The organism is Clostridium sp. KNHs205, assembly GCF_000702945.1.
GTDB lineage: Bacteria > Bacillota > Clostridia > Lachnospirales > Lachnospiraceae > Anaerocolumna.
The window spans coordinates 3,309,307-3,334,995 of sequence record NZ_JNLE01000003.1 but is presented as its reverse complement, the minus strand read 5'-3'; the positions used below and the strand labels follow the sequence as shown (position 1 = coordinate 3,334,995).

22 protein-coding genes are annotated in these 25,689 nt (G+C 38.9%); 8 read left to right on the top strand and 14 right to left on the bottom strand.

What is annotated here, in order from left to right; genetic code table 11:
- Window positions 1-559: 559 nt before the first annotated feature.
- Window positions 560-748 (bottom strand): hypothetical protein, encoded by a 189-nt coding sequence (locus BR73_RS0113795; protein WP_033166001.1) that lies wholly within the window; start codon window positions 746-748, stop codon window positions 560-562.
- 119 nt (window positions 749-867) lie between these two features.
- Here BR73_RS0113795 and BR73_RS0113790 point away from each other — a divergent pair, with 119 nt between their 5' ends.
- Window positions 868-2,187 (top strand): hemolysin family protein, encoded by a 1,320-nt coding sequence (locus tag BR73_RS0113790; protein WP_033166000.1) that lies wholly within the window; start codon window positions 868-870, stop codon window positions 2,185-2,187.
- A gap of 164 nt (window positions 2,188-2,351) precedes the next feature.
- On the opposite strand, the gene BR73_RS0113785 is transcribed toward BR73_RS0113790, so the two are convergent.
- The 3 genes from BR73_RS0113785 to BR73_RS0113775 form a co-directional block, all read right to left on the bottom strand.
- Window positions 2,352-4,442: a sodium-translocating pyrophosphatase gene (locus BR73_RS0113785; RefSeq protein WP_033165999.1), complete on the bottom strand. Its 2,091-nt coding sequence runs from the start codon at window positions 4,440-4,442 to the stop codon at window positions 2,352-2,354.
- Between the two features lie 158 nt (window positions 4,443-4,600).
- Window positions 4,601-5,452 carry a MurR/RpiR family transcriptional regulator gene (locus tag BR73_RS0113780; RefSeq protein WP_033165998.1) on the bottom strand — a complete coding sequence of 284 codons (852 nt, stop codon included), beginning with the start codon at window positions 5,450-5,452 and terminating at the stop codon, window positions 4,601-4,603.
- Window positions 5,453-5,471: 19 nt separating this feature from the next.
- The gene (locus BR73_RS0113775) at window positions 5,472-6,173 is read right to left on the bottom strand and encodes an N-acetylmannosamine-6-phosphate 2-epimerase (protein ID WP_347463435.1); all 702 of its coding nucleotides are present in this window, start codon (window positions 6,171-6,173) and stop codon (window positions 5,472-5,474) included.
- Window positions 6,174-6,674: 501 nt separating this feature from the next.
- Here BR73_RS0113775 and nagB point away from each other — a divergent pair.
- The 3 genes from nagB to BR73_RS28340 all read left to right on the top strand — a co-directional run bounded on the left by nagB (window position 6,675) and on the right by BR73_RS28340 (window position 8,914).
- Window positions 6,675-7,385, top strand: coding sequence for a glucosamine-6-phosphate deaminase (gene nagB, locus BR73_RS0113770; RefSeq protein ID WP_033165997.1), 711 nt, complete (start codon window positions 6,675-6,677; stop codon window positions 7,383-7,385).
- A gap of 78 nt (window positions 7,386-7,463) precedes the next feature.
- Window positions 7,464-8,603 (top strand): N-acetylglucosamine-6-phosphate deacetylase, encoded by a 1,140-nt coding sequence (nagA, locus tag BR73_RS0113765; RefSeq protein WP_051685201.1) that lies wholly within the window; start codon window positions 7,464-7,466, stop codon window positions 8,601-8,603.
- Between the two features lie 137 nt (window positions 8,604-8,740).
- Window positions 8,741-8,914, top strand: a complete 174-nt coding sequence (locus BR73_RS28340) for a DUF1540 domain-containing protein (RefSeq protein ID WP_081848660.1) — start codon at window positions 8,741-8,743, stop codon at window positions 8,912-8,914.
- 132 nt (window positions 8,915-9,046) lie between these two features.
- Here the strand turns inward: BR73_RS28340 and BR73_RS0113760 are convergent, their stop codons facing one another.
- The 3 genes from BR73_RS0113760 to BR73_RS0113750 all read right to left on the bottom strand — a co-directional run bounded on the left by BR73_RS0113760 (window position 9,047) and on the right by BR73_RS0113750 (window position 12,490).
- Window positions 9,047-9,670: a DedA family protein gene (locus tag BR73_RS0113760; protein WP_033165996.1), complete on the bottom strand. Its 624-nt coding sequence runs from the start codon at window positions 9,668-9,670 to the stop codon at window positions 9,047-9,049.
- Window positions 9,671-10,486: 816 nt separating this feature from the next.
- A complete protein-coding gene (locus BR73_RS0113755; protein WP_347463434.1) occupies window positions 10,487-11,449 on the bottom strand; it encodes a S8 family peptidase in 963 nt (320 codons plus the stop codon).
- Between the two features lie 306 nt (window positions 11,450-11,755).
- Window positions 11,756-12,490, bottom strand: coding sequence for a hypothetical protein (locus tag BR73_RS0113750; RefSeq protein ID WP_033165995.1), 735 nt, complete (start codon window positions 12,488-12,490; stop codon window positions 11,756-11,758).
- Between the two features lie 364 nt (window positions 12,491-12,854).
- Between BR73_RS0113750 and BR73_RS0113745 the strand changes: the two genes are divergently transcribed.
- Window positions 12,855-13,472: a lactate utilization protein gene (locus BR73_RS0113745; protein WP_033165994.1), complete on the top strand. Its 618-nt coding sequence runs from the start codon at window positions 12,855-12,857 to the stop codon at window positions 13,470-13,472.
- On the opposite strand, the gene feoB is transcribed toward BR73_RS0113745, so the two are convergent.
- From feoB to BR73_RS0113725, 4 genes are all read right to left on the bottom strand, one after another.
- Window positions 13,461-15,464, bottom strand: coding sequence for a ferrous iron transport protein B (feoB, locus tag BR73_RS0113740; protein ID WP_242860674.1), 2,004 nt, complete (start codon window positions 15,462-15,464; stop codon window positions 13,461-13,463). The two genes, BR73_RS0113745 and feoB, sit on opposite strands and share 12 nt — an antisense overlap.
- The gene (locus BR73_RS0113735; protein ID WP_033165993.1) at window positions 15,461-15,691 is read right to left on the bottom strand and encodes a FeoA domain-containing protein; all 231 of its coding nucleotides are present in this window, start codon (window positions 15,689-15,691) and stop codon (window positions 15,461-15,463) included. Before BR73_RS0113735 ends, feoB begins: the two co-directional genes overlap by 4 nt.
- A 380-nt stretch (window positions 15,692-16,071) precedes the next feature.
- Entirely contained in the window at window positions 16,072-16,887 is an 816-nt protein-coding gene (locus BR73_RS0113730; protein ID WP_033165992.1) for an AraC family transcriptional regulator, read from the bottom strand.
- Window positions 16,888-17,088: 201 nt separating this feature from the next.
- Window positions 17,089-18,846, bottom strand: a complete 1,758-nt coding sequence (locus tag BR73_RS0113725) for a sugar-binding domain-containing protein (protein ID WP_051685200.1) — start codon at window positions 18,844-18,846, stop codon at window positions 17,089-17,091.
- A 165-nt stretch (window positions 18,847-19,011) separates the two neighbouring features.
- On the opposite strand from BR73_RS0113725, the gene BR73_RS0113720 reads away from it, so the two are divergent.
- The 3 genes from BR73_RS0113720 (at window position 19,012) to BR73_RS0113710 (ending at window position 23,481) form a co-directional block, all read left to right on the top strand.
- Window positions 19,012-19,818 (top strand): AraC family transcriptional regulator, encoded by an 807-nt coding sequence (locus BR73_RS0113720; RefSeq protein ID WP_033165991.1) that lies wholly within the window; start codon window positions 19,012-19,014, stop codon window positions 19,816-19,818.
- 106 nt (window positions 19,819-19,924) lie between these two features.
- On the top strand, window positions 19,925-21,247 hold the full coding sequence (locus tag BR73_RS0113715) for an alpha-glucosidase/alpha-galactosidase (protein ID WP_033165990.1): 1,323 nt from the start codon (window positions 19,925-19,927) through the stop codon (window positions 21,245-21,247).
- 434 nt (window positions 21,248-21,681) lie between these two features.
- The gene (locus tag BR73_RS0113710) at window positions 21,682-23,481 is read left to right on the top strand and encodes a HAMP domain-containing methyl-accepting chemotaxis protein (RefSeq protein WP_033165989.1); all 1,800 of its coding nucleotides are present in this window, start codon (window positions 21,682-21,684) and stop codon (window positions 23,479-23,481) included.
- 25 nt (window positions 23,482-23,506) lie between these two features.
- Here BR73_RS0113710 and BR73_RS0113705 read toward each other — a convergent pair whose 3' ends face one another.
- From BR73_RS0113705 to BR73_RS0113695, 3 genes are read right to left on the bottom strand one after another with little or no spacing between them, the layout of a single operon-like run.
- Window positions 23,507-24,313 (bottom strand): homocitrate synthase, encoded by an 807-nt coding sequence (locus BR73_RS0113705; RefSeq protein ID WP_033165988.1) that lies wholly within the window; start codon window positions 24,311-24,313, stop codon window positions 23,507-23,509.
- Window positions 24,288-25,274, bottom strand: a complete 987-nt coding sequence (locus BR73_RS0113700) for a hypothetical protein (protein WP_051685199.1) — start codon at window positions 25,272-25,274, stop codon at window positions 24,288-24,290. Before BR73_RS0113700 ends, BR73_RS0113705 begins: the two co-directional genes overlap by 26 nt.
- 50 nt (window positions 25,275-25,324) lie before the next feature.
- The gene (locus BR73_RS0113695; RefSeq protein WP_033165987.1) at window positions 25,325-25,633 is read right to left on the bottom strand and encodes a 2Fe-2S ferredoxin; all 309 of its coding nucleotides are present in this window, start codon (window positions 25,631-25,633) and stop codon (window positions 25,325-25,327) included.
- Between the last annotated feature and the right edge of the window lie 56 nt (window positions 25,634-25,689).

Genomic DNA, 25,689 nt, shown 5'->3' with positions numbered 1-25,689 from the left:
TCTCAGCCTGTTCCTTTATCTGTTGTGTCAATTTATACAGCATTCACGCCCGAAGCGTTTCCTGAATTGACATATGCAGTATCCCAGAGCCGTCTAGCATAGTACCTTCCAACATTTATTAAACCCGATCTCCTATGTACTTATGGACACCGGCTTCCTACAACTTACCATAAAGCTGCTTCTTGCTGTCTGCTGTACTTGTCAACATGTAATTAACCTGTCTGCCGTCTTTATTCACCAGTTTTCAATTCAATAAGAAGTATGCATTTTTCCTGAAAAACCGCTTAAATCAGCCATTTTTGTAAACGCTTACTTTCTCTCCGATTATAACCCATTTTGTGGGTACTGTCAACCTGCCTTTTTAAGACAAAATGTTATCTTGACATAAGGAAAGTCTTGAAAATACAGGCTTTTCAAGACTTCGCATAATTGTATACAACAAAACAATCTATAAATTTAAGAGTGTTTATCAATAATTTAGAATTAGGACTTCTTAAAATTTTTCCTGTTTATAAAAGTACAAATACATTTATTTTTATAAGGAGCTTTGCATAATAAATTACCATATTCCACTTTTATCATTCATTAATACACCACCACAACCTCTATTATCTCTAAATTCCTCTATCTTATCCGAAGTCTGCCATCGTTTAAGTATTACAGTATATTTTATGCGGATTTTCTTAAGTACTGAATAAGAAACACTTACTTGTGAAAATTCTGCATAGGAGTAAGAAGTTTTTTCCATTTACTCCCCTTGTATTTACTATGTTTTCAGGTCTTTTTTAGAAACTAGTACTAAAAACTTGCTATTTTGTCTAATCTATGCTATAATAGATACAAAATTTTTTAGGAGGAATAATCATAATGGATCCTGACCCTGACGGGGATAGTATTTTTTTACAAATACTAATACTAATCGTTATAACACTTATCAATGCATTTTTTTCCTGTGCCGAAATGGCCATGGTATCATCAAACAAAAACAAAATCAAGAGGCTCGCTGATGGCGGTAACAAAAAAGCCGAGCTGGTGCAGAAGATCATGGAGGAACCCACAAAGTTCTTATCAACCATACAGGTTGCCATAACCTTAGCCGGTTTCTTCTCAGCAGGATCTGCAGCTACCGGACTCTCCGGACCTTTGGGAGAATTTCTTTTAACAATTCATATTCCATATGGAGATGAAATTTCCTTTTTCCTTGTAACAATAATACTTGCTTTCTTTACATTGGTTTTCGGTGAATTAGTTCCCAAAAGAATTGCTCTTTCGAAAACAGAAGAAATCAGTATGTTTGTAATTGGCCCTGTTAACCTTTTATCCAAAGTAGCATCACCTTTTATCAAATTACTTTCTTTCTCAACCAATTTGGTTATGAAATTATTTGGTTCCAAGGTAAATGTTCAGGAGGATATATTATCAAGAGAAGAGATTAAGTCTTTAATTGATGAGGGACAAGTACATGGTGTACTAAATGAAAATGAAAGGGAAATGATCAATTCCATTATAGAATTTGATGATACTCTTGCCAAAGAAATCATGACTCCCAAGGTTAATGTTTTTGCTATCAATATTCTTGATCCCATAGAAAGCTATGTAGATAAGTTGATGGACACAAAATATTCCCGAATCCCGGTATATGAGGATGATATTGATAACGTTATCGGTATTTTATATTTTAAGGATTATATGAAGGAAGCTATCAAGGTAGGCTACAGCAATGTCAATATGCGTTCTATTCTGATTAAGCCTTATTTAGTACCTGACAGCAAGAATATTTATGAGCTTTTCAAAGAGCTTCAGGTCTCTAAAAACCATATTGCTGTATTGATAGATGAATATGGCGGATTTTCCGGAATTGTTACCATGGAGGATCTGGTGGAAGAAGTTATGGGTGATATTGAGGATGAATACGATATTTATGTTCCCAAAATTAAAATGCTCGACAATTCCACTTACTTATTGGATGGCTTGCTTACAATAGACGAGCTCAACGAAGAATTAGATTTAGGCATTGCTTCTGAAAATTATGATACCATATCCGGTTTCCTCATTGATACTATGGGTGCTATTCCCAGCGATGATGAAGACCGTACTATAGAAATTGATAACTTAGTATTTAAGATTATCTCCGTTAAACAAAAGAGAATCGATAAGATTAAGCTTTATATCGGAACTGCATCTTAATTAAAGTAAATACTTATAGCATAATAGAATGCGATAAAAAGAAGGGCTTATGCTCCTGTAGTCTGGTAATGACTTACCCGCTGCGGAGCAAAAAGCCCTTCTTTCTTATTTCATGAGTTCAATCCAAACTTAAAACAACAATTACCGCTAGATTTTCTCATGCCTCAGCCAAACAAGGAGATAGTCAGGAAGACCGTAGCAGTAAGGGAAGCAATGAGGGATACCACGGTTATCTGAGTATTCAGAGATGGTCCGGCTGTGTCCTTAAATGGATCTCCCACTGTATCTCCAACTACTGCTGATTTATGAGCAGCAGAATTCTTACCCCCATGATGCCCTGATTCCACATACTTCTTTGTATTATCCCATAAGCCGCCTGAGTTGGACATAAATAAGGCAAAAATCAAGCCGCTTATTATATTTCCCGTAATGAATCCGCCTACAGCTGATACACCACCAATAAATCCAACTAAAAGTGTTGCGATAATAGTCATTAAGCCGGCCGGTACCAGTTCCTTCAGCGCTCCATGGGTAGCTATTTCAATGCACTTGTCATACTCCGGTATAACACCGTCTTCCCCTTCTTTCAGACCTTTGATTTCCCTGAACTGCCTGTGTATCTCATCAACCATTCTCTGTGCGTTTCTGTCCACACCTAACATCAGCATGGCAGAAAACAAAGGGGGTATTGCTGCTCCGAATAACAGTCCGAAAAAAACAGTTGGATTTAGAATATCAAAACCCGTTATAAGTGGTTTGCCAAGTTCAACTGCAGCTGTATTCACTTCACTGATAAAAGCGCCTAACAAGGCAATAACCGTAAGTCCTGCAGCTCCTATGGAGAAACCTTTTGTAACGGCTTTTACGGTATTTCCCGCACTGTCCAGGGTATCGGTTATTTCCAGGGCTTTCTCACCCAGCCCTCCCATTTCAACAAGTCCTCTGGCATTATCAACAATGGGTCCATAGGCATCATTGGAGATAATCATACCAACGATGGACAGCATTCCTACAGCAGCCATAGCTATACCAAACATGGGATATCCAGCCCCTAAGGGTTCGCATATTTTATAAGCTGCCAATGCAGATATACCAATTCCTATCATGGAAGGCAGAATACTCATAAGTCCATAAGATATACCCGATAAAATGGTAAAGGCAGGTCCTGCTTCTGAGGCTTTAGCAACCATATGGACAGGTTTTCTGGAATCATCGGTAAAATAATCACTGGCAAGACCAATAACAACTCCAACTGCCAGACCAATGGCACTGGCAAACCAGATACGCCATTCAAAGTTAAATACATATGTAGCAAGTGCTGTCAGTACGCCATATAGTGCAGTCGTTACATAAGTATTACTGTTTAACGCCCTGCCGGGATTGCCGTCTTCTTTCATCCTTGCTGTCAGTACGCCTGTAATAGAGGCAAGAAGACCCAAGGCACTGTAACAGAAAACCATACTGGCATTGCTGCTTCCTCCGCTGCTTTTGTCCAGAGCGCTTGCCATAACCAGCGCCGCTGCCATGGAGGCTACGTTGGAATCAAATAAATCCGCACCCATACCTGCCACATCACCCACATTATCCCCTACATTATCAGCTATAACTGCCGGATTTCTCGGATCATCTTCCGGAATTCCAAGCTCCACTTTCCCTACCAGATCAGCGCTGATATCGGCAGTCTTAGTAAAAATACCACCGCCTGCTTTGGCAAATAGCGCCATTGAGCTGGCACCGAAACTGAAGCCAAGAAGGGCTGTTGTATTATTGGTAAGCAGTAGTACCAGGGTGACGCCAAGAAGGCTGGAACCTACCACCGCCATTCCCATTACTGCTCCACCGCGAAAACCTGCCATAAAGGAAGGTCTGATACCTTTGACAGAAGATTCCGCTGCTTTTATGTTTGCAATAGTGGCAATGCTGATACCGACCTTTCCCGCTATTCCAGAAAAACAAGTACCAAAGATGTAGGACAATGCCATTAGTGCATTGTCTAAAAGACTGCCTTCCCAAACCGGATCAGGCAAAAACAGAAAGATAACAACTGCGATCACTCCGCAGAAACGGGATAAAACTTTGAATTCCTTCGCTAAAAATGTGTTTGCACCATTACGTATCAGCTTTCCTACCTGAGCAATCCGCTCATTGGAAGAAGGCCTCTTGTTTACCCAGCGATACAGCCAGAAGGCTGCAATAAAGGCAAGGATTGAAACAATAATGGATGCTGCTTGAAAAATCTCTACACTGATATCCATATTTTCCATCTCCAATCTATTATTATGCAATTTTATCATAGCATTTATGGAGATTATGTTCAATATAAAGTTGTTTGTCCAGATATTTTTGTATTATATTGACTATGTACATGTAATATTTTTCCTGTATATTAGTGCAATATTTAAAGTTTTACTACCTATAACAGTTTTCCGGAAATTGACTCTGTTGTCCTTGCCTTGTTTTCTGTACACTGGTTATAATGCTTTACAAAATACTGAAGATATAAGATTTCTAATATATAAAGCTGTACAATGGATGTGGTTGATGCACCACCATCCAGAGGTCCTTCATTCGAACCGCATAAAAGAATAGCATCAGCCTGGGAGGTGAGAGCGGTTTTGGCAAAATGGGTTATGATTACGGTTGGACAGCCATTTTGCTTTAAAAGCTTATGAACTTCAATCATATCTTTTGTTGAACCGGAATAGGAAAAAATAATCGCCAAATCCCTGGAGTCCATAAGCGAGGCGGCAATATGCTGCATATGCCCGTCTCCTGTAAATTCTACGTTGGGTATAATTCTCATAAACTTCTGCTTAGCTTCTAATGCTATAGTTCCCGAAGAGCCTACTCCGAAGAAATGAATACGTCTGGCAGCTGACATAAGATCTGCTGCTTTTGCAACCTGCTCATAATCCAGCAGCTGATAAGTCTCCTTGAGTCCGTCCATATGTGCAGACAGAGTCTTTTCACATATTGTCCTGGTATCATCACCACTTTCAATGATACCTGCAACCTGTTCCTTTATCTCTCCCATTTTTGTAATATCCTGAGCCAGAAGCATTTTAAAATCCTGGTATCCGTTTAATTTTAATTCTTTACAGAATCGAAATACTGTGGTATCTCCCACCTTACAATACTGGGCCAGGTCAGTGATTGATGTATACAGCACCTTTCTGGGATTCTCAAATATATAATCTGCCACCTTTTTTTCGGCTTTCGTAAATCCAGCGTAGTTCTCTTTTATTCTGTCCAGTATTCCTGCCATGTCAACCTCCCATTCTTTTCTAAATACTATCTTTGTCTCTAATTGCCTTCGTAAATCTTTTTGTTATTTCAGAGGGTCTTGTTATGGCAGAACCCACTACCGCTGCAAATACACCGGTATCAAGTGCTTCTTTTAACTCCTCCGGCGAACTGATACCTCCTTCAGCAATAACTGGAACCGGAAGTTTTTCAGCCATCTCCTTCATAAGTGAAATCGCCGGGAGTTTCTCATTTCTGGTTTCATTCGTATACCCGCAGAGCGTGGTCCCAACAATATCAAAGCCTAATCCATATGCTTCCAAAGCGTCATCAAAGGTGGCACAATCGGCCATAAACAACATATCCGGAAATTCTTCTTTGATTTTTAAAAAAAACTCTTTCAGGCAAATACCCCCAGGTCTTAATCGATTTGTAGCATCCAATGCAATAATATCCGGACGAGCCTTCATAAGCTCTTTTACTTCTTCTAAGGTTGGTGTAATATATACCTCACTGTCAATATAGATGCTTTTGGTAAGACCAATAACGGGTAAGTCTATGGTTTCTTTGATATATTTAATATCCTCAGGTGTATTTGCTCTGATACCGCAGGCCCCGCCTTCTTTTGCTGCCAGAGCCATCCGCGCCATAATATAAGAACCATGCAGCGGTTCTTCAGGCAATGCCTGGCAGGATACAATCAATCCACCTTTGATTTTCTTAAAAACTTCCTCTTTCTTCACAATTAACTCCCATCTGTGTACCAAGGTACACATGTGCCTTGGTACACATGTCCCCCGGTACATATACACATACAAATAAATATGAAAAACATCATCTGTTCTTACTACAACACTCTGCCTGGCACATAAACCCGCTTTTTATACTGCTTAGTTTTTTCCAGATGGCTTTTTTCTATATGGCGTTTTTTTCTTATTCTATTTTTCACATTAACCTACTAAACTCTGGGTCTTACTTTAGTAAAAAATATTTTCATATTAGAATTGTATCCTTGTATATTTCATCTGTCAATAAAATCTACCCTCATTACCCAAATCCTAGCTTTTTCTTATATCAATTTGTCTCTTTAAATAAATATAATTTTCTTTTTATAGTGAAAATATTTTTTATTTTCCTTGATTTTTAGAATTTCATAGGATACTATAGAATCAGATATACTATGAAAGAATGTCAATCAGGAGCTTAATTCTTTCATTACAAAAAATCCTTGTGAGGTACTTATCATGAATCTGATTAAAGCCAACGGTTATAAAGATCTAAGTAGAAAAGCGGCTAATGTGGTCTCTGCCCAGGTTATCCTTAAGCCTTCCAGCGTCTTAGGGCTTGCTACAGGCTCAACACCTGTTGGGACCTACGAACAGCTTATTGAATGGTATAAGAAAGGAGATCTTGATTTTTCCCGCGCTCTTTCTGTAAATTTGGATGAGTATTGCGGTTTACCACCTGAAGATCCTCAGAGCTACCGATATTTTATGAACGATCATTTCTTTTCTCATATAAATATCAAACCAGAAAATACCCATGTTCCTAATGGACTGGCGCAAGACTTAGAAGCAGAATGTATTCGTTACGAAAATCTCATAGCTGACTTAGGCGGAATCGACCTTCAGGTATTAGGTATCGGGCATAACGGACATATCGGTTTTAATGAACCGGGTAATTCATTTGAAAAAGCTACTCACATCGTTGAACTGAACGAAACTACCCTTCAGGCTAATGCACGTTTCTTTAAGAATATTGATGAAGTTCCAAAGAAAGCTATCACTATGGGTATTAAATCCATTATGCAGTCAAGAAAAATTCTTTTGATTGCAAACGGCCCAGACAAAGAAGAAATAATTCACAAGGCCATATTCGGACCGGTAACTCCCGATGTTCCTGCTTCCATCCTGCAATTCCATCCTGACCTGACTGTTGTTTGTTCCTTTGAATAATGCTATGAAATCTCTCTAACTACATTTCACACGCAAATTTGTTCCTGTGGCTCAAGGCTTGCAGGCTATGAGAAAGGCATGGTTATTAATATGTTATTTCAAAATGCATCTGTCTTTATTAATGACAGCTTCCAAAGAGCAGATCTTAAGATCTTAGACGGTAATTTATCAGAGATTATAAACAATAAGAACAGTGAGTCAACGGATACTGCAATAGACTGTACTGATAAACTTATTATTCCGGGTTTTATCGAGCTTCACTCCCACGGTTGTATCGGTTATGATTTTACCACTTCTTCACCGGAAGAACTTAAGAAAATGTGTACCTTCTATGCAGCTAACGGCATTACTTCCCTCCTTGCTACCACTATGACAATTGGCTACGATACATACAAAAGAGCTATGCTAAACATTAAAAAAGTTTGTGAAGAAGGAACCGGAGGCAGCCGTATTATAGGTATTAATATGGAAGGCCCTTTTTTAGGAGCTTCCAAAAAAGGCGCTCATGATACCCGCTATCTTTTATCCGTTAACGAAGAAAAATACGAAGAACTCAATGCACTTTCTGGTGACAGAATCAGGATCATTGATCTGGATCCCGATCTTCCGGGGGCAATACCCTTTATAGAAAAATACAGTAAAAATAAAGTAATTTCTCTGGCCCATACCTCCTGTGATTACGATACCGCCGTAAAAGCGATTAAAGCTGGTGCCGGCCATGTAACCCATCTGTTCAATGCAATGAATGGACTTCATCACCGGGCTCCAGGTATAATCGGTGCAGTCTCAGACTATGAGGTAAATGCTGAAATCATATGTGACGGAATTCATATCCACCCCTCGGTGATCCGTCTTATGTTTAAGGCAGTTCCAGAGAAGCTGATCCTAATCTCTGATTCCATGAGTGCTGCCGGTCTGGAGGATGGTATCTATGAATTAGGCGGCCAGAAGGTAACTGTAGAAGACGGAAAAGCAACCTTGGACGACGGTACCATTGCCGGCTCAACAACAACTATTTATAAAGCTTTCCTAAAAGTACTGGAAATAGGTATACCATTAGAACAGGCGATTTTAAGTGCTACCCTGTATCCCGCAAGAGCAATAGGTGCGGATAAATTAACCGGTTCAATAGAAATCGGAAAAAAAGCTGATTTCATAATTATGGATAAAAATTATCAGATTGAACGAGTTTATTCTAACGGAATCCGGATTTTTTAATTTACATATAAAACAATTTACTGCTTTAACAATATGTAACTGAATAAAAAACTTGAAAAAAACCATTCTAATTAGTGCAATGAAAATTAAAATCTATTGCTAAAAGCCATTGTGCTTATTAGAAAGGAGTTACTAAAATGGAAATTAATTCAAGCATCGGATGCAGTGTAACAGAATGTCAATATCATGCAGGCGAGAAACAGTATTGTACACTTGATAAGATTATGGTAGGAAAATCAGATTCTTATACCTCTAAAGTTGAAGGTACAGATTGTGAATCTTTTAAAGTAAAAGAAGATAAGACTTATTAATTTTTAATAACCCAAATACTGTATAACAACAAAAAGACCACTGCCGGACTAATAAAACTGGCAGTGGTCTTCTTATATGCTTTTTATTTTTTTTTACTTTGAATTCATTTCAGGAAATAGAAATAAATACTACTACTCTTTTTCTTTCTTCTTGCTCTTTTTGTAAAAATAAAAGGCAGCACACAGGATAAACAATACACCTAGTACTATTACGGTAATATGAGTAAATGTGTCTGTCTTGTCGACAATACTTTCCCAGGAATTGCTGGCAGCCTTTCCCAGAAGCACTAATACCGTATTCCACACCAGGGAACCTATGGTTGTCAGAAGAAAGAATATCCAAATATTCATATTTGCCATACCAGCCGGTATGGATATCAAGCTTCGGATTACAGGTATACATCTGCAGATTAAAACCGTTACTTTTCCTTTGGAGTTGAACCAGTCATAAGCCTTACTGACATCTTCTCTTTTTAGACGCAGAATTTTACCAATACGACCATCCAATATCCTGCCAAGTCTATCCATTGTCAATAGATTGCCTGCTCCATACAGAATTGCCGCACCCAGTAATGAACCAATAGTTGAGAATAAGATAACTCCTTGGGCAGTCAGACTTGTATAGGTGGTCATAAATCCGCCAAAGGTTAAGATAATCTCAGAAGGTATAGGCGGAAATACATTCTCCAACGCAATGAGAAAAGTAATTCCCAGATATCCGAATTGATTCATAAATTCAATAATCCAATCTTTCATATAACCTCTTTCTTAGATAAATTTCCAGTATGTAGATACCAATCCATTATATTGTAAGACAGACAGGATTACAACCCACTTTTGAAATAAGTCAAAAATAGTGTATTTACGACAATCAAATGCCAGCAATGTCCTCTGTTTAATGAATCAATATACTTTATTAAGAGTATGTATATTATTTAGAAAATCATACATAATAAAGAGTGGATAGCAAATCAATAACCTTCCTTTAAGAACATGAACCTGACGCAGATAGCTTCTATCAAAAAATACAAGTACAGTTTGTTAATGAGTAATGTCTTAAAGGAACAAAAGGCTTTGTGCAGTTATCCTTTCATATAAAATTGAAAGTACAGTTTTATCCCATTCTGTATACAAAATAAAAATGGGTTAATCATAGAAGCCTTTCTAACTAAAATGTTATGTTAGGCTTCTTTTTTTGTATTCTACTACTCTATTCCATTAATTACCTTGGCTTATGCGGATAGATATCAGTTATCTGCGTATAATAAGGAATGGATACAAAGCAAATGGTTTTAAAGCCCTTGTTAAACACATGTGCTCAAAAATCAAATGCCGCCTGTATTCCTTTAACTAAGATAAAAATAAGCAGTAAGTCTCGAACTGCAAAAAAACTTATTCACACAGCAAATTTGAGGAGATGGTTAAGTTGGACTGGCTTATGTCATAAAAGTTATTCGGATCCAAGTAGTTTGCTAAAAACTGAATATTGAAAGAGACAAATTGATATAAGGCAGGAACTAATACTTCCTGCCTTATATTTGTATCATCTAATTATTCTTTCGCTATAAATTTTTATTCTTTCGACAAATCTATAAGTCCATTTCCTTGACTTCTCTTATCTATTCCTATGGAAACAGTTTTCTTAACCAGCTGTGCGTAAAGTTCTGCTTCCGTTAAAGTTCTTCCAAAATTTGCTTCACTCTCATTTATTATCAGGGCAAGAGCTCCTGATACGTGAGGTGTTGCCATAGAGGTTCCGTTTAAGGTAGCATATTTGCCGCCGATATAGGTTGAGAGAATTCCCACACCGGGTGCTACAAGATCCACATTATCGTTACTATTACTGAATTTTGCAATCTTTTTATTAAAATCAACAGCACCTACTGCAATTGCTTCATCATAGGCTGCCGGGTAGCTAAGTTCATTGGTATTGCTATTATTATCGCCCTCATTACCAGCTGCACAAACAACCAGTATATTAGCAGCAACTGCATCCTGAACAGCTTTATGGAGCTTTGTTACATCACTTGGACCACCAAGGGACATGGATATAACTCTGACTCTTTCTCCGTTTTCGCCTCTCCAGGATACCGCATAATTAATACCTTCTATTATGCTCTGATAACTTCCACCTCCGTTTTTATCCAATACCTTAACGATTAATAATTTAACAAGGGGTGCTACTCCTACAACACCTGCGTCATTCTCAATTGCTGCAATTGTTCCTGCCACATGAGTTCCATGACCGTTGTTATCCTCATATTTATCCGGATTCATAGCATAATCACAGGTAAAGTTCCTGCCGCCAATTATTCTTCCTGCCAAATCCGGATGATCCGTCTGACAGCCTGTATCAATAATTGCAACGACCACTCCTTCTCCTTTTTTTCCTGCGTCCCAAAGATGAGGTGCATTTATCATCTGAATACCTTCCGGTATTTCACTGGCACTTTCATGAATTTGCTGTACATCAAAAGGGATTAACTTAACCCTTTTCCTGCTTAATTCCATGAGAAAATTATGAAATAACTTCAAGGCACATTTTCCTCTCTTTCTAATGCTCTTCCGGTATATAACCCCGGAAGGCCAGTGACAATCTGATAACTACAGTTCTTTCAATAATTACTCAGACTGTCTATACTAATATATTGTGAAATGACGAAATATGTACCATTATGTCGTATTGATTGCCATTTTTTATCATAAAAGGAAATTATGATTGTATTAATACCTGCTCATATCAAAGCAAACAATCAGACTAAAATGCAGCGAGGAACTATGGACATAAAAAGAAGCCCTGCTGACGGCTTACCATCAACAAGGCCTCTTTTCTACTGTATATTATTTTGTTTCTTTCTTTCTCTGAACGAAATAAACAATTCCGCTTAGCAACAGGATAAAGGTTATAACAGCACCAATAACAACGGGTGAACGCTGAGCAGCGGTATTGATTTCAGCACTCACCGGTGCAGCTTTTGCTATCCCTGATTCAGCAGCTTTACTGGAATCAACTGTAGCAGATGTAAGTTCTACTTCGTTTGTTTCTTCTCCTGTACCTGCTGTCTGATCATCATTTGCAGTTTCAGAATCTCCCTGAATAGTCATAATACCATCATCCACAAGATTTTCGGTGGGTTCTTGTGCCTCTTCCCCTTTATAAACCGGTTCTTCTCCAGTTGCTGCACCTGAAGCATAGATTAATTCCGGAGCAACACCTTCTACTACTGATACATTATCTTTACCAAGTAAATCATATACATAATTTTCATTTTCTGTATTAAAGGGTATAATTGCTACCTCTACGGCTGTTTCAAGGGGAGCAGTGTAAGTAACGGTTATTCCCTTGTCCTCAAGGTCTTTTACCTTATCTTCAAACAGGGTTTTATCAACCTCTAACTGTTTTTGCATCATTTCCTTAACCTGTGGATTATCTGCACTTACACTGGTTGTGTATAATATTTCAGAAGATGCGGTAGTATCAGGAGCTTCCGTTTCTGCAGCTTTCGCAGTTCCTCCATAAAGCAGTGTAATTGTCATTGCAAGCATTGCAACCTTTAATAAATTCATTTTTCTCATATTTTCTCCATTCTGCCGCTCACAGCGGTCCTTAGACTATTTATAAACACAAAGTTTCTTATAATTGAAAAAGCAACAAAGTAACATTCATTATTTAGCTTATTTTTTATATAATTTTAGATGTTCATGAACAGGACAAAAGCTGTAGGTTCCTCCTTTCCTTTCCCTTTATGACAATTAGACGATGGGTACCTTAAAGAGGTTCCCTGTTTTTTTATGGTATTTTATTACAGTTACAGCTATTTGCAACAAGATGTATTTATTGTTATACTGGTACTACCTTGCCGCTATATTTTCTTGTCTGGATTAAATATGAGATTTTAGTACGACCAATAAATTAATATAAAAAGAAGTGAGGATTAAGATGGATATACGAATTGAAAAAACTATCAAAAATTTAAAAAGACATAACATGTCCGGATATTACTTAGAACATAAAGATAGTTTATTGAGCTTGCTTAAGGAGCTGATTACTCCCGGCTCAACTGTTGGATGCGGTGACTCAGTCACTTTAGAAGAAACCGGAGTATTTGACTACATGAGGCAGGGCAATTACCACTTCCTGGACAAGTTTATGCCCGGCTTGTCCAAAGACGAAAAACGCAGGATTTATCTACAGAACTTTGCCTCCGATACATTTCTCACTGGTGTTAATGCAATAACAACCGACGGGAGACTATTTAATATCGATGGTAACGGCAGCAGGGTTGCCCCTATGCTTTATGGGCCAAATCAAGTAATTGTTATTGCCGGAATCAATAAACTTACCGACACCCTTGAAGATGCAATAACCAGAGCAAGGCAGACAGCCGCTCCTTTAGATGCCAGGCGTTTGGGAAAATCCACCCCCTGTACTTCTTTAAACCGTTGTATCGACTGCAATCATAAGGAGAGAATCTGCAATGACTTTGTACTGATATCCGGGCAGTTTACAGCTGACCGGATAAAAGTAATTCTCATAAATGAAGAGTTAGGATATTAATAACCTGATAGCTCCATATACCGTCCATGCACATAACCAGGCAAAGATAGTCTGATACAGCACTATCCATATTGCAGAAATGGTATTAAGCTCTCTTCTGATTATGCTGACAGCAGCCACACAAGGCGAATAAATCAGTGTAAAGATCAGAAAGGAATAGGCAGAAACTGGTGACAAAAGCTCATTAAGCGCAGCCGGCAGTCGTGTAACTCCTTCTCCGGTAAGAACCCCCAAGGTACTGATAACCGCTTCCTTTGCCATAAACCCGGTAAGAAGAGCCGTAGATATCCTCCAATCTTCAAACCCCAGGGGTTTAAACAGGGGAGCCAGAAGCTGTCCGATATCAGCCAGCATACTCTGTGAACTTATTGCTGCCGGTTCCAGTTTCCAAGTGAATTTCTGTAAGAACCATATCAGGATTGAAGCCAGAAATATAACAGAAAAAGCCCGTGTCATAAAATCTTTGGTCTTATCCCATAACATAAGAAGCACACTTTTAGCCCCGGGAATTCGGTAATTGGGCAGTTCCATTACAAAACGCTCTGCTTCACCTTTAAATATGTATTTCTTTAAAAATAATGTACTTACAATTCCCATTAACAGCCCGAACATATAGAGAGATATCATAACAAGAGCACGATGGTCAGGGAAGAAAGCCATAGTAAACACTCCGTATATCGGAAGCTTCGCACTGCAGCTCATAAAAGGTATCAGAAAAATTGTCATTTTCCGGTCCCTGTCACTGGGCAGGGTCCGGGTTGCCATAACAGCCGGTACACTGCAGCCAAAACCGATTATCATAGGAACAAAGCTCCGTCCTGAAAGTCCGATATTCCCCAGAAGCTTATCCATAATAAAAGCGACTCTTGCCATATATCCGCTGTCTTCCAATAAGGACAGGAAAAAGAAAAGGATAACTATAGTCGGTACAAAAGATACGACACTGCCAACCCCGGCCAGTATACCATCTGCAACCAGCGATACCAGTACATCATTGGTTCCGGCTCTAACCAAAAAATTTCTTAAAAAATCTGTTAATACCTGTATCCCTCCGCCTAACAAATTACTTAAGAAACTCCCGATAACTCCAAAAGTCAGCCAGAATACACATAACATTATAAGGATAAATACCGGAATTCCTATATATCTGTTTGCAAGTATATTATCAATCCTGAGACTTCTTGTCTTATGTATACTTTCCCTGGGTCTGACCACTGCCTCGCTGCACAGACTGTCAAGGAAGCGGTATCTCATATCAGCTACTGCCGCTTTTCTGTCTGTCTGGAGTGTGTTCTCCATGGTACGAATCCTTTTTTCAATGGCTTCTCCCAGGTCTTTTTTAATATTAAGCTCTTCTTTCACTCTGCTGTCATTTTCCAACAGCTTTATGGCATGAAAAGCAGCCTTCGTATCCTTTCTGTCAGCTTTTATAAGAATATTTGTAATTTCCATAAAGGTCTGGGCACAGAGACCGGTATAAAAATTTTGCTGCTTTGGCGTATTACGATTTGCTACAGTTTCAAGGGCTGTACTGATTAACTTCTGGATACCCTGATTCTTGACTGCTGATATAGGAATTACCGGAACCCCCAAACTATCCTGCATTTTCCTGATGTCAATAGTTCCGCCATTGGCACTGACCTCATCCATCATATTCAAGGCAATTACCATAGGGATATCGAACTGGATTAACTGCAGGCTCAGATAAAGGTTTCTCTCAATATTGGTGGCATCTACAATGTTTATGATACCCTCAGGATGTTCCTTTATAATAAAATCTCTTGTTACTATTTCTTCTTTGGTATAGGGCGATAATGAATATATCCCAGGAAGATCAACGACCACAATATCCTTCTGTTTACGAATCAACCCTTCTTTTCTCTCAACCGTTACTCCCGGGAAATTACCAACATGCTGATTCCCGCCCGTCAGCTGATTAAAAAGCATGGTCTTACCGCAATTCTGATTACCAATCAGTGCAAACGTAATCATAGCTTATCCTCAACAACCTCAATATTTTTGGCATCCTGACGGCGAAGTGTCAGTTCATATCCACGAAGACTGATTTCAATGGGATCCCCAAAAGGCGCCGTTCTCCGTACCAAAACTACAGTTCCCGGGGTTAACCCTAAATCCAGTAAACGGTCTCGCAATGCGCCTCTTCCGGTTACAACAGTTATTCGACCTTTTTTCCCAATCTTTAATTGATCCAGTGTCATAACGTAATTCCCTTCTTTCTATCCACTCTGCAAAACCGAATTTAAAATGGCCAATAATCAAATACACCAAAACAAATATAAATATCAAAAGTCCTGTTACAAGATACAGGAAATGTGCACTAAATAGTAAGATGAATGCGCCTATGGAAATGTATTAGAAGTCCTTTTCTCTGAGGATTGTGTGCTATATCATCAAACAGATTGTCTGAGTACACATAGTGTACTCATGCGTAGCGAGTTATCTGTTTGATGATATGCCAAGCACAGAATACACAGAGAATTAGGACTTCTTATACATTTCCATGAAGCATGAATCTTACTATTTTGTGCACATTTCCGTCCCCTGCCACAACCTTACCTTCGCCACTCAACCTCTCCTACTATTCCTCGTCTGACCTGTCTTTTACACCTTTATTCAAAGCACTCCTATATTGCATGGGAGTTACACCCTCCATTTTCTTAAAGTTCCTGGAGAAGGCTGATAAATCGTAAAATCCGCAGGATAAAGCAACTTCCGTCATATTGTAAGTTGTCCTCTGTAGCATATATTTGGCAGTCAGAATCCGGTATTCTGTCAGATACTCTTTTACGGATTTACCCAGAAAGTGCTTAAATATCTTAAAGAGATAGGTTCTGTCAATTCCGACATACCTTGCAATATCCGAAACACGGATATCGTACCCGTAATTATGCCGGATAAAGGTAAGTGCCTTCACATAATAACCTTGCTCTGCCGCCTCTTCTTCCTTCTGATACACTCTTGCAGCAGTTGAGAATATAAGATAAAACAAACCGATAAGTTCGTATTCATTACTGTCAGCCCTGTCGAATTTAGCAACCAACCGGTCAAGATAATTGCCGCAGTCTTCTACCCTTAGGATATCACAGATCGGATACTCCTGGGTAAAGCCTGCTTTTTTAAGCATTTCTTCCGTCTTCTCACCATCAAAGGCAACCCAGGCATATTCCCAGGGTTCTTCCCTGTCTGCTTCATAATAGGTAATCTCCTGAGGACGTATGAGGAAAGCTTCACCTTTCCCCACATTATATTTGCTTCCTCTGGATTCATAGATTCCTTTGCCGTTTAAAATAAAATGCAGCAGATAATGGGGTCTGATGGCCGGACCGAAATAATGACCGGGACTACAGGCTTCTTTACCACAATAATATATATTTATATCTGATTTGTTGTTCATATTTCTCCTAACCCTTTACACCTTCTGTGAGTCATTTGCATAATAAAAATTCGTCACATTCACTATAACATGGTAATATCAAATGTAAATTTAGCAATCAAGATACTTTATACAGCTTCCTTTGCTATTACAGGGATTTAGGAATCAGGCAGGGCTGTACAACTATCATATTAATCTTAATGTATTATCGCACATACCCATTTATTCTTCAATAGCAGCTTTTTGTATATTTATTTCACGAATAAGAGCAGGATCGAATTTAGCTTCTCTTTTATACGTATAAAGTCCATTAACCTCCTGCTCCACATCATATAACTGTGTATAGCAGAAGCCGCTTATTCTCTTATTTCTTAACAAAGTAGTAGTTAAACTCCTGTAGCGTTTTAGAAACTCCTCCCGGCTTCCGGGTCTTTCACCGTAACCCCAGCCTTCACTATCGGTTTCACTCCACCAGATGCCGCCGTATTCCGACACAAAATATGCCTGACCATTATAACTTTGCCTGTCAGGAAAGGTGACATAAGTATCCCCGCCTTCCCCCATGGCTTTAAACTTTCCGGCAAACAGCTCTTCCTCCTGTTCATAATCATGTATATCAAAGATATCTGTCACAACGTGGAAATTACCGCTGGTATCAATAACAGGTCTTGTACCGTCAATAGCTTTTGTGACTTCATAGACAATACGTAGTACCGAGTCCTCCTGTCTTGTAAAGTTCTGATCCCAAGTCTCGTTAAAAGGGCACCAGCCTACTAAAGCGGTACTGTTAAAATCCCTTTCAACCGCTTCCAACCATTCGGGAAGAAATACAGTTAATGCGGTACTCTTGGTTATATCAAGTCCCCAATTACCATATTCACCCCATACAAGATAGCCCAAGTGGTCAGCCCAATACAGAAAACGTGGTTCAAATACCTTCTCGTGGAGCCTGGCGCCATTAAATCCCATTTCCATAGACAACAGAATATCCTGTTTTAGTGCTTCGTCTGATGGAGCCGTATAGATACCCTCCGGATAAAAGCCCTGATCCAGTACAAGCCGTTGAAATATTTTTCTGCCGTTGATGCGTACACCCTCTTTATCATAATAAATATCCCTAAGTCCAAAGTAACTGGCTACCTCATCAACCTTAGTCTCATCCTTCCATAAAGAGATATTAAGGTCATAGAGCTTTGGTTCTCCCGGCATCCAAAGGTATTTCTCCATTAAGGAAAGGCTAAGTTCTGCCTCATTACTTAAGACAAGAGACTCCGTTTCCCCCATAAACTTACCATTAAAATAAGCTTCTGCCTTTATTATCAGCCCTTCTGCTGCTCCTTTTAAGCTACATTGCAGATTAAGAAGTCCGGCTGATGCGTTAGGATAGAACTTAAACTTATCCAGATAACTCTCCGGAACAAATTCCAGCCAAACTGTCTGCCATATACCGGTTGTCCTTGTATAATCACAACCAGAAGAATAATATTGTTCACATTGCTTTCCTCTTGCCTGCTCAGCTGATCTGACCTCATCCTCTGCACATAGGGTTATTGTATTATCGCCTGTTGTCAGGTAAGCTGTAATGTCAATTGTAAAAGGTGTATAACCTCCCTTATGTTCTCCGGCTTTCCTGCCATTGATCCATACTATGGCATGGTAATCTACTCCTTGAAAGTGTAGTAAAACCCTCTTACCCGCTTCCGGTGTTAATGAAACCTTTCTTCTATACCAGACCATGTTCATAAAGTCTTTGCAGCCGATTCCGGACAGGCTGCTTTCCGGGCAAAATGGAACCTGTATTTTCCTTGAGAAGGCACCGCCCTCAAACAACTTTCTGTCAATGCCGCTCTTTCCGTAATCAAATTCAAATTCCCACTCCCCATTCAGGTTCATCCATTCCTCTCTGACAAATTGAGGTCTTGGATATTCCGCTCTGGCTTTCTGTTCTTCCCCTGTAAGATTCCTTGTAAAATTACTCATTTAGCTTCCTCCTGTAGAATTCCTGGTTTCTGATTCCAGTATATTTTTATGCATCTAAATTTTGTTACCTGATTCTCTTTACTTTCTTTGAAGGTAATTGTATTATAATGCTATATTTCGGTATTAAAAATAGATTTAATGATAAATAAAGTGAGGATTATACGCATGCATGAAGATATTTACAGTTTCCTTCAGGGCGACTTGGATGAGGCTGAATTTTATATAGAAATGACAGGTATTTCCTATTGTGATGAATCCTATCGTATATCCAGAAAGACAAGTGATATTTATATTTTCGAATATATTTTAGAAGGGGAAGGCACTGTTATCTGTGATGGAAAAGTATTTACAGCGGTAAAAGGGGATGTTTATATCTTAAAGAGAAAAAGCAACCATGAATATTTTTCACACAAGGACAATCCCTGGACCAAGATATGGTTTAATGCCAAAGGCTCTCTAATTGAAATGCTACTTTCACTTTATAGCCTGAATCATCTGATGCATCTGAAAGACGTACCACTGAGCTCCTTCTTTTTTCGCATATTGGAAACGGCTAAGAGCGCAGATAACAGCAGGGATTTTGAAAGGGCTGCCGCTCTTATTTTCTTCGAAATGATACTTTATTTAAAAGAGCAGCATTTAACTGCAGCTGTCAAATCTGAAGAAGCAGTGTTGTTAAAGGCCTATCTGGACAAGCATAATAAAGAACAGGTTACAATTGACGAGCTTAGTAAGTTAATTTATCGCTCACCTTCACAAACAATTCGAATATTTCGGCAAGCCTTTGGTATTACACCTTATAAATACTTAATGAAGCAAAAAATGGAGCTGGCTAAACTGCTGCTCCTTAATACAAATATGACCATAAAAGAAATTTCCCTGGATTTGAACTTTCACGATGAACACTACTTCTCTAATTATTTTAAAGACAATTACGGTCTTTCACCGCTTAAATACCGTAAATCGCATTGAGTTGCAACATAATGACAAGTTTTTAGAAACAAAATAGAAAGACATTCCTTCCTTAAAATTGTAAAATCAATATAGCAAATCATTAAGAAACAGGAGGAAGGAAAAATTGATAAAAATTGTATTTATGGGTGCGGGGAGTACTGTATTTGCAAGAAATGTATTAGGTGATTGTATGTGTACACCGGCATTACAGGAAAGTGAATTGGCTCTTTATGACATTGACGCCAAAAGACTTGCAGAATCCCAGATAATTCTTGATGCAATCAACAAAAACATAAATAATGGCCGTGCAACAATCAGTACCTATCTGGGAATCGAAAACAGAAAGGCTGCATTAAAGGATGCTGACTTTGTAGTTAATGCCATACAAGTCGGAGGTTATGATCCCTGTACCATAACTGATTTTGAAATTCCTAAGAAATACGGTCTAAGACAGACAATCGCTGATACCCTGGGTATTGGAGGTATTATGCGGGCGCTTCGTACAATTCCTGTTATGGAAGGTTTCGCAAGAGATATGGAAGAAGTATGCCCCGAAGCATTATTTCTTAACTATACCAACCCAATGGCAATGCTTACAGGTTATATACAGCGTTATTCAACTATTCAGACCGTCGGTTTATGCCACAGTGTTCAGGTCTGCTCTGAAGGTCTTTTAAAGAAGCTGGGGATGGAGGAAAAATTAGAGGGCCGCAAAGAGCTGATAGCCGGTATTAACCATATGGGCTGGCTTCTGGAACTGAAAGACCGGGACGGCAATGACCTGTATCCGGAAATCAAAAAAAGGGCTGCAAAGAAAAATGCCGAAGAGAAACATGATGATATGGTAAGGTTTGATTATATCCGTAATTTTGGTTATTATTGCACCGAGTCAAGTGAGCATAACGCAGAATACAATCCTCTCTACATTAAATCCCGCTACCCTGAAATGATTGATAAATTCAACATTCCACTTGATGAATATCCCCGCAGGTGCATCAATCAGATTGCTGACTGGGAATCTGAAAAGGAACGAATTCTGGATAACGGAAATATAACTCATACCCGTTCCCACGAATACGCTTCTTATATAATGGAAGCAGTAGTCACCGGTAAGCCCTATAAAATCGGCGGCAATGTACTGAATAAAGGTCTCATCGAGAATCTTCCTGCCGATGCCTGTGTCGAGGTTCCCTGCTTAGTAGATAACAGGGGTATCAACCCATGTCATGTAGGACGTCTTCCGGTACAATGTGCAGCAATGAATATGACAAATATCAATACTCAGCTTCTGACCATAGAAGCTGCTGTAACCAAAGACCGCAGCTATATATACCAGGCAGCTATGTTAGACCCTCACACTGCTGCTGAATTAAATCCAGAGGATATCAGAAATATGTGCGATGAATTAATTGAAGCCCATGGTGATTACATGAAAGATTATCAGTAAATAAAAACCTTGGTTGAATTACGTTTATTAACCTGCCTCTGGTTTAAAGGCGCCATATATTCAAGCTTTTCTCACAAGCAGGTGGTTAAAAAATACAACTTTTATTGATTCAAATGGTGAATTATAACCATGGCATATTAAAACAACATAAGTATTATATACTTGTGTCCCATGTTAGATAGACCGGAATATGCAAGAAATATTAAAGCAACATAAGTATTATATACTTTCACAGGATTTATGTAACAAAATAAGCAGTTGCAGCCATTGCAGGGTGCAGCTGCTTATTTTGTCGTATATTGTTATATTTTAAAAATATATGTAGATATTCTAAAACTTCTTTGCTATAATCATCCTAAGATATTGGAGAGTTCAATCTATATCTTGTAATTTAAGTACTATACGATACCTTTCAAAGGGTGAGGAGGAACTCAATGTTAAAAAATTTATCCTTAAGAAATAAGCTGCTGCTTATGATAATTCCTGCTATACTGGAATTAGTTCTGCTGCTTTATGTATACGCTGCAGATAACAATTCCACCTTTAATAAGAGTAAGGAAATATTCTACAACGATTTATATCTTGTTCATACCAGTCTCTTAAGCAGTGACAGAGACTTTTATCAAGCCGATCAGGCTGTACGGCAGCTCCAGCTGCTGATTAACTCAGCCGATACTTCTGATGAACAATTATTGATAGATTTAAATGCTGTTTATTCACAAAATGCACAGCAGGCAAGTGATAACGCCAATAAAATCACGGAAATACTAAAGAATAATCAAAAGATCCTTGATTCCTATACTCCACATAGTTTATTTATCTTGCTAAATGGCACAGAATCGAAAGATGACCCTAATGGTTATCTGGAAAAAGACAAGACCTTAAAAATGTTACTGGAAGAGTTTAATAGTAATTTTGATATCTGGAAAGCTTCCTATAATCCTGAGACAGGGGATGGGGATTTCCACAGTATGGAAACAGCTTTTAATGCTGCCAGAGGCTCACTTGATAATATGCAGGATCTGCTGGTGCTATACGGAGATTATTCCTCCCAGCAGCTGCAAGAGAATATTGCAGCTAAAATACTTCAGGTTGTGGCCTTTACAATATTAATCATTACGCTGATATTACTGCTTTCCTTTGTGATGATAACCTATTTAAGAAAGCACCTTCGGACTATCACTGCTAATATGAATGAATTGGCAAAACAGAATCTTGCATTACAACCCTTGAAATTGGATGGCAAAGACGAGCTGGGTATATTATCCACCTCCTTTAATACTGTATTATCTTCCTTAAAAGAAATTGTAGGACAAATAAACAGAACCTCCAGGGAGGTAAGCGACTCTGCTGATCTGATGACCAGGAATGCAGAAGAAGTAAGCACTGCTACGGGAGAAATCGCAAAAGCCATCGGAGAAATTGCTTCTACAGCTACTTCTCAGGCTTCCGATACCGAACAGTCCGTTATGGAACTAGAAAAACTTGAACAAATTATTATAGGCAACACCCAGAGTACAGTTGTCTTAACACAGGCAGCAAAACAGATCAATGAGGCCGGGCGTGAAGGACTTACACTGGTTACCACCCTATCAGAGGTTAACAAAAGCAGTCAGGAGGCTTTCTATCAGATTCTTGAAGTTATTGAGAAAATAGATGCCAGCGCTGTAAGAATCGGAGAAGCCAGTACCTTAATCTCTGAAATTGCTGAACAGACCAATCTGCTCTCCTTAAATGCCAGCATTGAAGCTGCCAGAGCCGGAGAAGCCGGTAAAGGCTTTGCAGTCGTAGCAGATGAAATCAGAAAGCTTGCAGAACAGTCTTCTCATTCCGTAGATATCATAAATGAGATGCTAAAAGATCTGCAGTATAACGCACAGCTTGCCAACCAGCAGAGCAATCTGGTGAAAGAAACTGTTGTAACCCAGACAAACAGTGTAACTGAAACAAAAGATAAATACATTTCCATTACTGACAGCCTGAAAGTAATCAATTCGCAGATAGAAACCCTGGACTCCATCAGTCAGGAAATGAGCCGTAGCTGTAATAACGTGGTATCACATATCAGCAGTCTGTCTGCCAGCGCAGAGGAAAATGCATCAACTACAGAAGAAACTTCTGCAGGATCAGAGGAAATCTTAGCTTCCATGTTATCGATTGCCGAAGTCAGCAGTAATGTCAACAGCCGTGCGGAAGAATTAAAGGCATTGATTGCCGGTTTCAGGACAGAATAAAGTATGACAAGGGATTGTCTTCCCGCTACATTGCTCCCTTTAAGAGTTCATAACATTCTGCTTCCAGTTCCCTGACTTGCTTCTTTGTCATTGCAAACTGAAAGATATCTTCACTGGCATGGATAAAATCATAGAAATTACAGTTGCCTGTTCTTTCACCGATACCAAAAAGGGTACAGTCTATATAAGCTGCTCCTGCTTTGGCACCGATAATTGAATTGGCAACTGCCATACCCAAGTCATTGTGCACATGCATTTCAACTTCAATATCTGTATGCGCTTTGATAGTTTCAACAATTTCTTTCGTCCTGCCCGGTGTTAAGACGCCTACGGTATCTGCCAGCCGTATAACCTTAACACCGGATTTTTTTAGTTCTTTAATAAGGCTTAGTATAAAACCGATATCCGATCTGGACGCATCCTCCAGCCCAACCGTCACATCTATTCCCTGACTTAAGGATATATCCACACAATCCAGAATATTTTTTTGAACCCAGGCTTTATTTTTCTTAAGTTTACTATAAATCTGTATATAAGATACAGGAGTTCCGATATGAAGTATATGGGGTTTGCAGACCAAGGACCTTTTTACATCTTCAACATTCATGCGGCTCCATACGGATATCTTTGAATTTCTGGCACAGGAAACAATCTCTCCTATACAATCACTTTCTGATTGTCCGAGACAGGGTATTCCGGCTTCTATTTCATATACACCGATATTGTCAAGAAGTCTTGCAATTTTAAGCTTATCTTCTCTGCGAAGAGCAATTCCGGGGCTTTGTTCCCCGTCTCTTAAGGTTGTATCAACGATGTATTTTAATTCCTTCATTAGCACCCACCTTTGCTGCAATTTGTGCGAACTCTTCATCACAAAGACTGCTTCGGCTATCCGAACAGACTTCTTTAATCTTGTCAAGCATTTTTAGTATTACTGTTTCCTCCGGTACCGGCAGAAAAAGTTCTTCCAGCTTCATCTTAACCGCCTTGGTACCAGAATGCTTCCCAATGACAAGCTCTGACTTTCCTCCTACGCAAGCCGGTTCATAGGCTTCATAGATGGCTGGGTTCTTGCTCATCGCATCGGCATGAATACCCGATTCCACCTTGAAGATACATTTGCCTATTACAGGTTTTTTATTACTTATATTTGTTCCGGTGATTTTCTCATAGAGTTTAGTAAGTGCCGGCAATACTGTAAGATCTTTGTTCGGTTTATGCCTGACCGCAAGACGGAGTGCCATAAGTACTTCTTCTGTCGCACCGTTATTCTTATGACCTGCAAAGCTTACCGTAACATCGGAGCCATAGCTTAACAGCCACTGAATGGCCAAAGCGCTGGCACAATGATATGTATTTTCCGGATTCAGATTCACTTTCGTATTTGGAAGGTTTTTCTTAATTTCTTCCATAGCTTTATCATAACCGTTACACATTAAATCGTCAAGACCTGCAATCCGTAGTTCCCTGCAGTGGGAGATTGCACGGAGTTTGATAATCTCTCTTATGTCATTAATCTGAATTTCCGGCATCAGATTCTCCAGATTCTCATGAAAATGACAGGTATACCGGTAAAAACCTGTATACCTGACTATATCTTCTGCATAGTCAACCTGAAGGATATATTTACCGTCATCCGGCAGGTACTCCATTTTCTCATAAACAGCAAGTGATATTTCAATTACATCAACACCGATATCTCTTAGCAATCTGCAAAATAAATGAAGTTCTTCCTTTGAAGGCAGGCATTTGTCAAATCCGGTTAAGGTATTATCTGTTATACGAAGCATCATGTACCCCTCCTGACTATTCGTGTTCTTATCCGTTAACAAGGTTTATCATTCTATATCATCAGCTCTTTTACAGGCTTTCCGTTTTCAAAATGTTGTTCTATAATAGTATCAACATCCTCCTCTGTTAAGTTGCCGTACCATATACCTTCCGGATAAACCACCGCAACCGGTCCTTTTTCACAAATTCCAAAACATCCGGTATTGGTTATCATTACATCACTGGATAAATCTCTTTCATCCACACCCTCCATAAATTTCTGAACGATATCGACAGAATCCTTTGAAAAGCAAAACCCCTTTTGCACCCCATTGATTCTACAGCTGGTACAGACAAAAATATGATATTTAGGACTTACCATAACAATACTCTCCTTTTCTTATTATTATACATTTAATTTATATACTATCAGCTACC